Genomic DNA, 14,318 nt, shown 5'->3' on the forward strand with positions numbered 1-14,318 from the left:
CACCTCACTATAGCCATTCATAGGAAACAGCCAGCCGCTCCCATTCAGGGAAGGAGTCAAGAAAATGCAAGGCATTCGCCAGCTCCCTTTCTGCCGCCTTCTTCGATGAAGCGACAGTAACAACAGCTAATTTTGTACGCTGCCAAACGTCCTGATGATCCATTTCTGCCACGGAAACATTTAATTTTTGCTTCAGACGCGTGAGTGTACGCTGCAGCACAGCCCGTTTTTCCTTTAAGGAATGCGAGTTGTAAATTAAATATTCTACCTCAGCATAACCGATCATTTGCGTTCAATTTCTTCCTCGATGAAGGCTTCGATAATGTCGCCTTCTTTTACATCGTTGAAGTTTTTAATTGTAATACCGCACTCATAGCCTTGGCTGACTTCTTTTGCATCATCTTTAAAGCGTCTGAGCGCGTCTACTTCCCCTTCGAAAATAACAATGCCGTCACGAATTAAACGCACACCGCTGTCGCGGGTGATTTTTCCTTCTGTCACATAAGAACCAGCAATCGTTCCTACTTTAGATACTTTAAAGGTTTGGCGCACTTCCGCCTGGCCAATAATCTTCTCTTGGAACTCAGGATCAAGCATCCCTTTCATCGCTGCTTCAATTTCTTCAATGACTTTGTAGATAATACGGTGCAGGCGAACATCTACTTCTTCTGCTTCTGCTGCCCGTTTCGCGTTCACATCCGGACGAACATTGAAGCCGATAACGATAGCATTGGAGGCAGAAGCGAGAATAATATCAGACTCCGTAATCGCACCGACGCCTGTATGAATGATTTTCACATTTACGCCTTCTACTTCCAATTTCCGAAGGGCGGCGGCCACTGCTTCAAGCGACCCTTGAACATCCGCTTTTAAAACGATGTTTAAGTCTTTCATTTCCCCTTGTTTCATATGTTCAAACAAATTATCGAGGCTTACACGTGATTTCTCGCTCCGCTGTGCTTGCAAAGCTTCTTGGGCGCGCGCTTCACCAATTTGTCTGGCTGTCTTTTCATCTTTAAATACGACGAAACGATCTCCGGCTAACGGAACATCATTCAAGCCTGTAATTTCGATTGGGGTAGAAGGGCCTGCTGTTTTGATGCGGCGGCCAAGATCATTCACCATGGCGCGCACACGGCCAAACGTATTGCCGACAACAATCGGATCTCCAACATTCAGGGTGCCATTTTGAACAAGTAAGGTAGCAACAGAGCCGCGTCCTTTATCAAGCTCCGCTTCAATTACTGTTCCGATAGCCCGGCGATCCGGATTGGCTTTTAATTCTTCCACTTCTGCTACAAGCAGAATCATTTCAAGAAGCTGCTCAATGCCCTCACCTGTTTTCGCGGAAAGCGGTACAAAAATCGTTTCGCCGCCCCATGCTTCCGGAACGAGACCGTGCTCTGTCAGCTCCTGCATTACCCGATCCGGATTGGCTGTTGGCTTATCAATTTTATTGACAGCTACGATGATAGGCACTTCCGCTGCTTTCGCATGGTTGATCGCTTCAATCGTTTGTGGCATCACACCGTCATCCGCTGCCACCACAAGAATGGTGATATCTGTGATTTTGGCTCCGCGGGCCCGCATAGTTGTGAACGCAGCATGCCCCGGTGTATCAAGGAAGGTAATCTTCTTATCACTAATATCAATTTGGTAAGCACCAATATGCTGGGTAATCCCGCCAGCTTCCCCCTCCGTCACTTTCGTATGACGAATGGAATCAAGGAGCGTTGTTTTCCCGTGGTCTACGTGACCCATAATTGTCACGACAGCCGGACGCTCTTTCTTGTTATTTTCATCCTGTTCTTCTTCGAAGTAAACTTCCAGGTCCGCTTTATCGATCAGGACCTCTTCCTCCACTTCAACCCCGTACTCACCCGCTATCAATTCAATAGCATCGCTGTCAAGCTCTTGGTTTATGGTAGCCATTACGCCAACCATAAACAGCTTTTTAATAATTTCAGACGGCTCGCGGTTGAGCTTTTTAGCTAGCTCCGACACAGTTAATGAGCCAGCAAATGTGATTTTTTCAGGGAGTTCCTTTACCTTTGGCGGCTGCGGCATTACAGCTGGTTTGGATTGCCGCTGCTTGTTTCCTTGCTGCTTGCCTCTCCCTTGATTTTTATTGTTCCCTTTTCCTTGATTAAATCCTTTTTGCTGAGAATTTTTCTGTCCGCCAGGTCCTTTATTTCCCGTTTTTCCCTTGCTTGAAGATGTATTCCGGCTTGGACCTTGAGAATTAGAATTCCCGGAAGAATTTGTTTTTGTTTGTTTATTATTCGTAAAAGATTTTTCCAATTTTTGTATAGCCTCCTCGTCAATAACAGTCATATGGTTAGAGACTTCTACATTCAACTCTTTGAGTTTTTCAATGACCACTTTACTTGACACGTTTTTTTGTTTCGCATACTCATGTACTCTTTGTTTACTCATCTGTTCACCCCCGCATAGTATGATCGAGGAGGGCGGAAAGCTTTTTAGCAAACCCCGCGTCTGTAACAGCTGCGACTACCCTTGCCTCTTTGCCGATGGCCTGGCCAAGAACATACCGATCATCTATCCACCTTAATGGCACTTGATAATAGGCTGCTTTGTCCTGTACTTTTTTCTTTGTGTTGGGTGATGCGTCTGCCGACAGCAAAACAAGTTTTGCCCGGCCTTTTTGAATTTCTTTTACCGTTAATTCTTCGCCCGAGATGATTTTGCGGGCCCGGTTGGCTAATCCCAGCAATTTGGCCCACTGAGGCTCATTCATCGGCTAGTTCGTCTCCTTTTCTACATAAGAGAGCAATTCTTCAAATACACTGTCCGGTACTTCTGCGTTAAGCTGTCTGGCTAAGATGCCTTTGCTCCTTGCCAGCTCCACCGCTTCTTTGGTCTTTGACAAATACGCGCCGCGGCCGGATTTTTTTCCGGTCCTATCCACTGACACTTCGCCTTCTTTAGAGCGAACGATGCGTACCATTTCTTTTTTGGCTTTCATCTCGCCTGTAGCGACACATTTTCTTAATGGAACTTTCTTTGGGCGATTCATTCTCTTCACCTCTTATTCAATTTCTTCGGAGGAAAAGTCATAAGCGCCTTCGTCTTCTACAGCCGGAGCCGCGTGGTCACGCGGATAAATACCCGCCTCCCGTGCGTCTGTTTCACTCTTAATATCAATCTTCCAACCTGTTAATTTTGCTGCCAGGCGAGCATTTTGCCCCCGCTTGCCGATAGCTAAAGACAATTGGTAATCCGGCACAATAACCGTTGTCGCTTTTGCTTCCTCATCCACTTGTACATCGATGACTTTTGACGGGCTTAAGGCATTGGCAACAAAGACGACCGGATCTTCCGACCACTTAACGATATCGATCTTTTCACCTTTCAATTCGTTGACAATTGCCTGAACTCGGCTTCCCTTCGGCCCCACGCATGCGCCGACTGGATCGACTTCAGGGTTCTCGGCATAGACGGAAATCTTGGAACGGTCGCCCGCCTCCCGGGACACTGAGCGAATCTCTACCGTGCCATCAAAAATTTCCGGCACTTCGATCTCAAACAAACGTTTTAATAGGCCAGGATGAGTTCGTGAAACAAAGATTTGCGGGCCTTTTGTCGTCCGCTCTACTTTTGTAATGTACACCTTTATGCGGTCATGAGGCTTATAGCTTTCGTTTGGCATTTGCTCCGCCAGCGGCAGAAGCGCTTCAATTTTCCCAAGGCTGACATAGATAAACCGGGAGTCTTGACGCTGAACAATCCCTGTCATAATGTCTTCCTCGCGGTCAATAAATTCTGAATAAATAATGCCTCTCTCTGCTTCCCTCACACGCTGGGTAACAACCTGTTTAGCTGTCTGGGCGGCAATGCGTCCAAAGTCCTTCGGTGTGACCTCCAGCTCTACAATATCCCCCAGTTCATAAGAAGGATTAATTTCCCGAGCATCCGCTTCGGAAATTTCCAGGCGGGAATCAAATACCTCGTCTACCACTTCTTTGCGGGCAAAGACACGCATGGTGCCAGTTTCAAGATTTAAGTCGACGCGGACATTTTGCGCTTGATTAAAATTTCGTTTATAAGCAGAAACAAGCGCCGCTTCGATCGCCTCAATAATTAAATTGCGTTCGATCCCTTTTTCTTTTTCCAAATATAAAAGAGCATCGTACAGTTCAGTGCTCATCGGACTTTCCGCCCCCTTACATAATAATAAACTGTCATTTTTTGTTCATGACGTCAAACAAATGGCCTTGGCCATCCCGTTTTAAGAAAACGAAATAGCCAAGCGAGCTTTCGCTATTTTATCCAGCGGAATAACCACTTGTTTTTTTCTTGTTTTCATCAAGTACTCAACTACAAGCTCTTCTTGTTCAAATGAAAGCAGCGTGCCTTCAAATGTTTTTTCTCCATCGATCGGTTCATAGGTCTTTACATGCACCCGTTTTCCGACCGCCCGCTCATAGTCCTTCATTTTCTTAAGCGGACGTTCTGCTCCCGGAGAAGAAACTTCCAAAAAGTAATTATAAGGAATCGGGTCTGTTTCATCTAGCTTTTCACTCAGCCGTTCACTGACCATTCCGCATTCCTCAATATCAACTCCGGCTTCTTTATCAATGTAAACGCGAAGGAACCAGTTCTTTCCTTCTTTTACATACTCGATATCGACTAGCTCTAAGTCCAGCTCTTCAGTAATTGGTTTCACTAACTGTTCAACTGTTTCAACTACTTTGCTCATATATACCCCCTGGTTGAATAAAATCCCTGACCAAGAATGAAACTCCTTTACAAACACGAAAGAGTGGGGATGCCCCACTCTTTCAAAGAGAGTTATCAATTAGTATTTCCACTAAAAATATACCATATCCCTTTATTTTATGCAACTGGACCGTTATTGAGCTTAGAAAAGGGAAAGCTGATTCTGGTCAGGAAGCGAAGCAAGGCATCCATGATTATCCAAATACTCGATAATTGTCTTAGATACTTTTCCACGCTGCTGCAAGTCCTCTTTTGATAAAAACTCTCCTTCTTCCCGCGCTTTAACGATGTTGTACGCCGCATTGGTGCCAAGGCCAGGGATCGAATTAAACGGCGGGATTAACGAATCCCCATCAATGATAAATTGATCGGCACTCGACCGATACAAATCTACCTTTTGGAAGGAAAAGCCGCGCTCGCACATTTCCAGCGCCAACTCTAATACAGTTAACAAACTTTTTTCTTTTGGAGAAGCCTCGAGCCCTTTCGCGTTGATCTCATCAATCAGCGAACGAATGGCAACTGCTCCTTTTACCATGGCATCAACATCGAAGTCCTCCGCCCGGACTGTAAAGTAAGCCGCATAATATAAAAGCGGCAAATGTACTTTAAAGTAGGCGATCCGAACAGCCATTAAAACATAAGCAGCCGCATGCGCTTTCGGGAACATATACTTAATTTTTTTGCAGGAATCGATATACCATTCAGGTACTTCTTTGCTGCGCATTTCCTCTTCCATTTCATCAGTCAATCCTTTTCCTTTACGAACTGACTCCATAATTTTAAAGGCAAAAGCCGGGTCGAGCCCTTGGTAAATTAAATACACCATAATATCGTCACGGCAGCCGATTACGTCACTTAATTCACAGATGCCGTTATGGATCAGTTCCTGCGCATTGCCGAGCCAAACGTCAGTGCCATGGGACAGCCCTGAAATCTGAACAAGCTCAGAAAAAGTAGTTGGCTTTGTATCTTCAAGCATTTGCCGAACGAATCGTGTCCCGAATTCAGGGATGCCCAGCGTGCCGGTTTTACACATAATTTGCTCTTCTGTCACGCCAAGCGATTCGGTTCCGCTGAAGATTTTCATTACTTCCGGGTCATCTGTAGGAATCGTTTTTGGATCAATGCCGGAAAGATCTTGCAGCATCCGGATAACGGTTGGATCATCGTGTCCGAGAATATCAAGCTTCAGCAGGTTGTCATGGATAGAATGGAAATCAAAATGAGTCGTTTTCCATTCGGATTTGTCACTGTCAGCTGGGTATTGAATCGGCGAAAAATCATAAATGTCCATGTAATCAGGCACAACGATAATTCCGCCCGGATGCTGGCCTGTCGTCCGTTTCACTCCTGTACACCCTTTGGCAAGGCGATCCACTTCTGCTCCCCGCAGCTGTAAGTTATTGTCTCCTGCATAGCCTTTCACATAGCCGAATGCTGTTTTATCCGCCACGGTACCGATTGTTCCCGCACGATACACATATTCTTCCCCGAATAGCACTTTCGTGTAATTGTGTGCTCTAGGCTGATATTCTCCGGAGAAGTTCAGGTCAATATCCGGGACCTTGTCCCCTTTGAATCCAAGAAACGTTTCGAACGGGATGTCGTGTCCGTCCTTTTTATATCTGATCTGGCAGTCCGGACAATTTTTGTCGGGTAAATCAAAGCCGGAGCCTACAGAACCATCATTGAAAAACTCCGATTTTTTGCACTTCGGACAAACATAATGAGGGGGCAGCGGATTGACCTCAGTAATTTCTGTCATAGTGGCAACGAAAGAAGAACCGACCGATCCCCTTGAGCCGACAAGGTAACCATCATCCAGCGACTTTTTCACGAGTTTATGAGAAATGAGATAGATAACGGCAAAGCCGTGGCCAATGATGCTTTTTAACTCTTTTTCCAACCGCGCCTCAACAATTTCAGGTAAATCCTCGCCGTAGATCTGCCTAGCTTTTGAATAGCTCATTTCGCGGATTTCTTCATCGGCACCCTCAATTTTCGGCGTATACAGATCATCCTTAATCGGCTTGATCTCACTAATTCGGTCAGCGATCTCGTTCGGATGCTGAATCACAACTTTCTCCGCCGTCTCCTTGCCAAGGAAGCTGAATGCATCAAGCATTTCATTCGTTGTCCGAAAGTGAACATCCGGCAATTCATGGCGATTCAGCGGATTCGCTCCGCCTTGAGAGCTGACCAAAATCTTGCGATGGATTTTATCAGTTGGATTCACATAATGCACGTTGCCTGTTGCCGCTACAGGCAGCTGCATCCGTTCTCCAAGCTCGACAATTTTTTTGATAATATCTTCAAGCGCCTGTTCATCGCGGACAAGCTCCAGCTCCAGCAGATGGCTATATACTTCCTTCGGATGAACTTCAAGGTAGTCATAAAACTTGGCTGCTTTTTCTGCTTGCTCCATCCCTTTTTGCATCATGCTTTCAAATACCTCGCCTTTATCGCATCCCGAACCAATCAGCAGCCCTTCCCGATGCTTTTGCAAGACAGACCGCGGAATTCGCGGCACCCGGTAAAAGTAATCGATGTGCGCAATTGAAACGAGCTGAAATAAATTCTTTAAGCCGGTATCATTCTCCGCGAGGATCGTGCAATGATACGGACGGGCTCTTTTATACGCCCCGCCATCTCCCATATGTGTATTTAAGTCATCATGATAAGAAATGCCTTTTTCAGTTGCGTCCTTGAGCATCCTTAAGAACAGGTAGCCCGTTGCTTCCGCATCATAAATCGCTCGGTGGTGCTGAGTAAGCTCGACATCGAATTTTTTCGCAAGTGTATTCAACCGGTGATTTTTCATGGTTGGATATAGAAAACGGGCTAATTCCAGCGTGTCAATAACCGGGTTAGCGGATCGGCCCAGGTGATAGCGGCCATAGCCAGTATCAAGAAATCCCATATCAAATGAAGCATTATGGGCGACAAGAATGGCATCTGCTGTCCAGTCTTTAAATTTCTTCAGCACTTCTTCTACTTCCGGCGCATTTTGGACAAGGTCATCGGTAATCCCTGTTAAATTAATTGTCGTCGCCGAAAGCGGATGGTGCGGATTGGCAAATGATTCAAAACGGTCAATGATTTCGCCGTCTTTAATTTTAACAGCCGCCAATTCAATAATCGTGTCGTAAACGGCTGAAAGACCTGTCGTTTCAACGTCAAATACAACGTACGTTTCATCGGCCAGCAAACGATGGGCATCATTGTAGGCGATGGGAACTCCATCGTCCACTAAATTCGCTTCTAGTCCATATAGGATTTTCACCCCGTGTTTTTTTCCGGCGCTGTAGGCATCCGGAAACGATTGGACCACGGCATGATCGGTCACGGCTATCGCTTTGTGCCCCCATTTAGCTGCTTGAGCCACTAAATCTCCGACTGATGAGACAGCGTCCATTTGGCTCATCGGCGTGTGCAGATGAAGCTCTACACGCTTTTCTCCTTCAGGAGCAGTGTCCTGGCGCATAACCGGAGCGATTTCATTGACATCATTTGCAATCATCACAAGATCACGGACAAATGTGTCATTTTGTACTGTCCCTCTCGCTCTTACCCACATGCCCTTTTTCAGACGGCTGAACAGAGCAGCATCCTCTTTATCGCGGGAGAACATTTTGACTAATATGGAATCAGTATAATCGGTAATTTTAAAGGTGAGCAGCGTGCGTCCGCTTCGAAGTTCTTTTGTCTCAGCATCGAAAACATACCCTTCGATAGCGATCCGGCGTTCTTCATCCTGTATTTCTTCCAGCTTCTTGAAATCGGCATCGTCTTTGATTGTCAAGCCGATCATCAAAGGCCCGCTGGCTGCTTCTCCGTCTTCGCTCGCACTCTCTTCCCGCTTCTGCATTTCAGCAACCGCCTGCATAGCACGCTCGGCGTCTTCCTTTTGCTTTGCTTCGAGAAATTGCTGAAATTCGTCATTTGTCTCTTTTTCCATTACTTCTACATCAAAAGTGAGCGGCGGAAAACCATAATTTTGATAAGTGCCGCAAATCCAGTCGCTGTATTTATTTTTGAGCGTCATTCCCTCTGTATCATTGCTGACGCTGACTATTAATTTATTTCCTTTCACCACAGGTACGCCTCTATTTAACAGCGCAAGCATCGGAGGAGAGATTCCTTCCAGCTGGCTGATGCAAAAAGACCAATATTCACTGATCAATTCTTCTGAAACGGCGGCATTCTTCGCTTTGACCGCAAACGTCACTTGAGCGATTTCTTTAAAAGAGGAATGCAAAGCATTCGCAAAGGTTTGGAGCAGCCGGCAAGGCAAAATCGTTTCTGTCACAAAAGAAAAGTGCCAGCGCTTGGCTTGCCGTTCTACTGTTAGCTTTTCAATCTCAGCCCCTTCAAAGTGACGAACAACTGCATCTTCTGTCAGCTTTAATTGCTGCAGCAGCAGCTGAAACCGCTGCCGTCTTCCCTGGGATTCTTCACTCATTTGTATGCCTCCCAAATTTATAAGTTCTCTTCTATTTTAACAGAAATTCAGAAAGAAAAAGGCACCCGATTCAGGTGCCTTTCAGGCTGTTGGCAGAGGCTTGTTTTGTCACTGCCTGCCTGCTGTTAGATTAGATTGATTGAAAGATTTCCTGCAATTTGGATACAAGTTCATTGCTTTGAACTTCCATCATTTCTCCTGTTTTGCGGATTTTCACTTCAACGATTCCTTCAGCTGCCTTTTTGCCGATAGTTACTCGAACTGGCAAACCAATTAAATCGCTATCCGCAAATTTTACTCCCGGACGTTCCGCACGATCGTCCATTAAAACATCATAGCGGTTTTCGCGAAGCAGGCTGTAAAGCTCGTCAGCCAACGCGCGCTGGCTCTCATCCTTCATATTTACCGGAACTAAATGGAGATCAAAAGGAGAAAGCGCCTTCGGCCAAATAAAGCCTTGCTCATCATTAAATTGCTCAGCAACAGCAGCCAATGTCCGAGAAACCCCAATTCCATAGCAGCCCATAATCATCGGCTGCGTACGGCCGTTTTCATCCAGGTAAGTGGCATTCATCGCTTCGCTGTAACGCGTGCCTAATTTAAAAATGTGGCCGACTTCAATTCCTTTAGCAAAGCGGATGGTTCCTTGTCCATCAGGAGAGGCATCTCCTTCCTGAATAAAACGAAGGTCCGCATACTGATCTACACGGTAATCTCTCTCTGCATTAACATTGATAAAATGAAAGCCTTCTTCATTGGCTCCGCAAACCCCATTCGTAATCGCTTTGACAGCATGATCTGCAATGACTTTGATTCCTTCTTTTGCATTTACCGGTCCAAGCGAGCCGATCGTGCAGCCAAGCACTTCGTTAACCTCTCCATGTTCAGCAAGTTCTACTGTATCAGCCTGAAATAAGTTTTTCAACTTAATTTCATTGACTTCATGATCACCGCGGACAAGAACAATTACATACTCTCCGTCTACTTTAAAAAGAAGAGTCTTCAAGCATTGTTCAGCTGAAACATTTAAAAGCTCTGCTACACTGCTGATTGTTTTGGCATCCGGGGTAGCCACTTTCTCCATCTCTTGTTCTGCTTCCCCGCTCTTTTCATAGGCTGTCACAACTGGAGCCATCTCAATATTAGCGGCATAATCAGAAGCATCAGAGTAGGCAATCGTATCTTCACCGATCTCAGAAAGCACCATAAATTCATGAGTGTCTTTTCCGCCCATTGCTCCCGAGTCAGCAATAACCGCCCGGAAGTTTAAGCCGCAACGGCGGAAGACATTGGAGTACGCCGTATACATCCGGTCATACACTTCTCCCAAGCTTTCGTGGGAAGTATGGAAAGAGTAAGCATCTTTCATGACAAACTCCCTGCCGCGCAGCAAACCAAAGCGCGGGCGCTTCTCATCACGGAATTTTGTTTGGATTTGATAAAGCGTCAGCGGCAAGCGCTTGTACGATTTCACTTCATCCCGAACCAAGCTTGTAATGACTTCTTCATGAGTCGCTCCCAAAGCAAATTCACGTTCATGCCGATCCTTCAAGCGCATAAGCTCCGGTCCGTATGTATACCAGCGGCCGGACTCCTGCCATAGCTCCGCCTGCTGAAGGGCAGGCATTAACAGCTCTGCTGCTCCAGCATTGTCCATTTCCTCGCGAACGATTTCTTCTACTTTGCGAAGCACTTTTTTGCCAAGCGGCAAATAGCTGTAAACTCCGCTGGCATTCTGGCGGATAAACCCTGCCTTTAACAGCAGCTGATGACTTTTGACATCAGCATCTGCCGGTACCTCTCTTAATGTTGGGATTAACGTTTGGCTTTGTTTCATCACATACACCTCAGACTATTTTATTGTAAAAAGAATCGCTGGATATCATTCCAGGTTACCACAATCATTAACAGCATCAGCAAGGCAAAGCCGACAAAATGAACCATTCCTTCTTTTTGGCGGTCAATTGGCTTGCCTCTCAGCGCTTCAACAAGGAAAAACAACAGGCGGCCTCCATCTAATGCCGGAAGCGGCAGCAAATTCATGATTCCTAAGTTAATGCTTAACACACCAGCCCATTTCATTAAATTCATAATACCTGATTTAGCCACGGTATCGGTCGAGACATAAATGCCGACAGGACCAGAAAGCATATCAATCGAAAATTGTCCGGTAACAAGTTTGCCAAGCAAGCGAATAATTTCTACTGTCCAGAAATAGGTTTCCTTCGCCCCATAGGCGATGGAGCCAAAAAATGATTTTTCCACTGGACTGTGTACACCAATGACGCCGATTTTCTGGTTTTCCACTTCCCTAACTTCAGGAGTCACCGGAATATCCAGTGTTTTCCCATCTCTTTCGATCGTGAAATCCATTTCAGCTTGCGGGTTTTTTTGAATAACCGTCACAATGTCATTCCAGCTGGCTACACCTTGTCCATTAATGCTGACCACTTTGTCGCCTTCCATTAAACCAGCTTCCTTCGCTGCTCCATCAGCGTTCAGCTTGCCAAGCTCAGGTTCATTTGTCGGCATTCCTTGCAAAATAGCAATCAGAATGAACACGACAAAGGCTAAAATAAAATTGAAAAGCGGACCGGCAAAAATCGCCATGGCGCGCTGCCCCAAAGTTTTGGAAGCAAATTGGCGGTCCCAAGGAGCGATTTGGCTCTCCATCCCGTCTTCTACAATGACGGCCTCCCGGTGAATCGGAAATGCTTTGATTTCTTCTTCTCCATCTTCATAGCCCCTGATCATGAGTTGATGTTCGAGATCAGCTGTCTCTACCTCAATGACCCTGGCGTCGGGATATCGATCTTTTCCAGTGACAATAATTTTAACAATTTCCTCTTGTTCATTAAACAAGGCACCGATGCGATGACCCGCTTTTAAATCCACCATTTCGGGGTCTTCCCCGGCCATGCGGACATATCCTCCTAATGGAAGAAGACGAAGGGTATAAACGGTTTCCCCTTTTTTATGAGCAAATACTTTCGGACCAAAACCAATCGCGAATTCCCGGCAGAGAATACCGGCCCGTTTAGCAAAGATGAAGTGGCCAAGCTCATGAAAGAAGACGAGGGCACCAAATATAACGATAAACGCTATAACAGTATTCAATATAGATAACCACCTTTTTTATAAAAGTGAGTGGACGAAATTCCGTGTTTCCTTGTCGGTTTGCTGAATTGTTTCCAGATCCGGCTGAGCAATAGATTCATGTCTTTCCAAAGCCCGTTCAACCATTTCGTCAATTTGCAAAAATGTAATTCTCCCGTCAAGAAAGGCAGCAACAGCTGCTTCATTTGCAGCATTTAGCACTGTAGGTACGGTGCCGCCCGCTTTCCCTGCCCGATAAGCGAGGGCAAGCATCCGGAAACGCTCTTGATCCATTCGTTCAAAGTGAAGCTTGCCCGCCTCCAGCAAATTCAAACGCCGGGCAGACGGCAATGGCAGGCGATCCGGATAAGAAAGCGCATATTGAATAGGCACACGCATATCAGGGGTCCCAAGCTGGGCAATGACTGAGCTGTCTTGAAATTCGACCATCGAATGAATAATACTTTCTCGATGTAAAATAACATCTATTTGTTCATATGGCAAATGAAAAAGCCAGTGAGCTTCAATGACTTCCAAGCCTTTATTCATCATCGTGGCTGAATCAATCGTAATCTTCGCGCCCATTGACCAGTTAGGGTGGTTCAGCGCTTCTTGCACCGTTACATTCTTTAGTTCTTCACGCGTACGGTCCCGGAAGCTTCCTCCAGAAGCCGTCAATATGAGACGCTCAATGTTTTTCTCCTGTTCTCCCTGCAAGCATTGAAAAATAGCTGAATGCTCACTGTCTACCGGCAAGAGGTCTACATGATGCTTTTCTGCCGCCTCCATCACTAGATGCCCTGCGGTAACGAGCGTTTCTTTGTTAGCAATAGCAACTGTCTTGCCCGCTTCGATCGCTTGCAGCGTCGGGCGCAGGCCGATGCTGCCGAGCACGGCGTTTACTAGCATATCCGCTTGTTGAAAAACAGCCGTTTCAACAAGCCCTTCTTCCCCATGCATAATTTGCAAAAAAGGAAATTCGGACTTTAATTTATCCGCATCTTCCTGGCGTGCCACCGCTACTAATGCCGGCTGGAACTCACGGATGATCTTCCTTGTTTCCTCTATGTTCCGGCCAGCTGAAAAGGCAGCCAGCGAAAATTCCTCGCGATGCTCGCGGATCACATCAAGCGTCTGGCGGCCGATGGAGCCAGTCGCACCTAAAAGACTTAATTTCTTCACATGTTTCATCTCCTCAAACAAGCTGTCCTGTTACACTAGCTGCAATAAATGAACGAGCGGGAAAACAAACAGCCAGCTGTCTGTCCGATCTAAAATTCCCCCGTGCCCCGGCAGCAAAGTGCCCGAATCCTTCACGCCATAATGGCGCTTTAGGGCTGATTCTGCCAAATCGCCAAGCTGTCCAAACACGGATAGCACGGCTGTAGCAATCAACAATTTAAACACCGGGATATCCATATCCCCTACCAATGAGATAATCAAAGCCACAATAATAGCTGCGATAATGCCCCCGACGGATCCTTCGATCGTCTTTTTCGGGCTGATTTCAGGCCACAGCTTGCGTTTCCCGAATGACCGTCCCACGAAATACGCTCCTGAGTCTGTCGCCCATGTAATAAACAAAGCAAAAAAGACAAATATCACGCCAGCTTCTCTTGTTTCTATAAAATAATAAAAACCAAAACCGACATACAGAGCAGCCAATACACAAAATCCCGCGTCTTCAAAATGAAATCTGTTTTTAGACACGACTGTGTACGCTAGAATCAGCAAGACGAGCAAACCGGCAAGCTGCAGCTTATCATACCCTGCTTGTTCAATAACGGCAGTTAAGCGCTCCGGCATTAATATAATGCAAATTAAAATAATAGAAAGCAAACCAGGCATCGAAGCAGGAGCGATCCCCTTCATTTTTAATGCTTCCGTCAGCCCGATCACGGCCATTAAATAAGCCAGTATAATCATGGGCCAGCCGCCATACAGCACAACCGGCAAAAAAGCGGCTGCTGCGATAACAGCGGTTAAGATACGTTGTTTCATGTCTCATACTCCTAAC

The 14,318-nt window shown here is 46.0% G+C and carries 11 protein-coding genes; all 11 read right to left on the reverse strand.

The genetic code is table 11. The features are described from left to right. Positions 1-7 precede the first annotated feature (7 nt). Positions 8-286: a DUF503 domain-containing protein gene (locus tag BBA02S_RS04940; protein ID WP_041100052.1), complete on the reverse strand. Its 279-nt coding sequence runs from the start codon at positions 284-286 to the stop codon at positions 8-10. After that, positions 283-2,436 carry a translation initiation factor IF-2 gene (gene infB, locus BBA02S_RS04945; RefSeq protein ID WP_041100050.1) on the reverse strand — a complete coding sequence of 718 codons (2,154 nt, stop codon included), beginning with the start codon at positions 2,434-2,436 and terminating at the stop codon, positions 283-285. The genes BBA02S_RS04940 and infB overlap by 4 nt, the downstream gene beginning before the upstream one ends. Positions 2,437-2,440: 4 nt before the next feature. Further along, positions 2,441-2,758: a YlxQ family RNA-binding protein gene (locus BBA02S_RS04950; protein WP_041100048.1), complete on the reverse strand. Its 318-nt coding sequence runs from the start codon at positions 2,756-2,758 to the stop codon at positions 2,441-2,443. A gap of 3 nt (positions 2,759-2,761) precedes the next feature. After that, positions 2,762-3,037: an RNase P modulator RnpM gene (rnpM, locus tag BBA02S_RS04955; RefSeq protein WP_041100046.1), complete on the reverse strand. Its 276-nt coding sequence runs from the start codon at positions 3,035-3,037 to the stop codon at positions 2,762-2,764. A gap of 12 nt (positions 3,038-3,049) precedes the next feature. Further along, on the reverse strand, positions 3,050-4,168 hold the full coding sequence (gene nusA / locus BBA02S_RS04960) for a transcription termination factor NusA (protein WP_041100044.1): 1,119 nt from the start codon (positions 4,166-4,168) through the stop codon (positions 3,050-3,052). A gap of 81 nt (positions 4,169-4,249) precedes the next feature. Continuing rightward, a complete protein-coding gene (gene rimP, locus BBA02S_RS04965) occupies positions 4,250-4,720 on the reverse strand; it encodes a ribosome maturation factor RimP (protein WP_041100042.1) in 471 nt (156 codons plus the stop codon). A 162-nt stretch (positions 4,721-4,882) separates the two neighbouring features. Next, complete coding sequence (locus BBA02S_RS04970; RefSeq protein ID WP_041100040.1) at positions 4,883-9,205, reverse strand: PolC-type DNA polymerase III; 4,323 nt, start codon at positions 9,203-9,205, stop codon at positions 4,883-4,885. Between the two features lie 130 nt (positions 9,206-9,335). After that, positions 9,336-11,042, reverse strand: a complete 1,707-nt coding sequence (locus tag BBA02S_RS04975) for a proline--tRNA ligase (protein ID WP_041100038.1) — start codon at positions 11,040-11,042, stop codon at positions 9,336-9,338. Between the two features lie 20 nt (positions 11,043-11,062). Then, positions 11,063-12,322 (reverse strand): RIP metalloprotease RseP, encoded by a 1,260-nt coding sequence (gene rseP, locus BBA02S_RS04980; protein WP_041100036.1) that lies wholly within the window; start codon positions 12,320-12,322, stop codon positions 11,063-11,065. Between the two features lie 18 nt (positions 12,323-12,340). Continuing rightward, positions 12,341-13,483 (reverse strand): 1-deoxy-D-xylulose-5-phosphate reductoisomerase, encoded by a 1,143-nt coding sequence (gene dxr / locus BBA02S_RS04985; protein ID WP_174521399.1) that lies wholly within the window; start codon positions 13,481-13,483, stop codon positions 12,341-12,343. Between the two features lie 30 nt (positions 13,484-13,513). Beyond that, complete coding sequence (locus BBA02S_RS04990; protein ID WP_041100034.1) at positions 13,514-14,302, reverse strand: phosphatidate cytidylyltransferase; 789 nt, start codon at positions 14,300-14,302, stop codon at positions 13,514-13,516. Between the last annotated feature and the right edge of the window lie 16 nt (positions 14,303-14,318).

The sequence above is a fragment of the Bacillus badius NBRC 15713 genome (assembly GCF_001591605.1).
Taxonomy (GTDB): Bacteria; Bacillota; Bacilli; order Bacillales; family Domibacillaceae; genus Pseudobacillus; species Pseudobacillus badius.

Bases quoted from the DNA above. Each gene is read 5' to 3' on its own strand.
- BBA02S_RS04940 (WP_041100052.1), bottom strand. From the start codon at position 286: ATGATCGGTTATGCTGAGGTAGAATATTTAATTTACAACTCGCATTCC.
- infB (WP_041100050.1), bottom strand. From the start codon at position 2,436: ATGAGTAAACAAAGAGTACATGAGTATGCGAAACAAAAAAACGTGTCA.
- BBA02S_RS04950 (WP_041100048.1), bottom strand. From the start codon at position 2,758: ATGAATGAGCCTCAGTGGGCCAAATTGCTGGGATTAGCCAACCGGGCC.
- rnpM (WP_041100046.1), bottom strand. From the start codon at position 3,037: ATGAATCGCCCAAAGAAAGTTCCATTAAGAAAATGTGTCGCTACAGGC.
- nusA (WP_041100044.1), bottom strand. From the start codon at position 4,168: ATGAGCACTGAACTGTACGATGCTCTTTTATATTTGGAAAAAGAAAAA.
- rimP (WP_041100042.1), bottom strand. From the start codon at position 4,720: ATGAGCAAAGTAGTTGAAACAGTTGAACAGTTAGTGAAACCAATTACT.
- BBA02S_RS04970 (WP_041100040.1), bottom strand. From the start codon at position 9,205: ATGAGTGAAGAATCCCAGGGAAGACGGCAGCGGTTTCAGCTGCTGCTG.
- BBA02S_RS04975 (WP_041100038.1), bottom strand. From the start codon at position 11,042: ATGAAACAAAGCCAAACGTTAATCCCAACATTAAGAGAGGTACCGGCA.
- BBA02S_RS04990 (WP_041100034.1), bottom strand. From the start codon at position 14,302: ATGAAACAACGTATCTTAACCGCTGTTATCGCAGCAGCCGCTTTTTTG.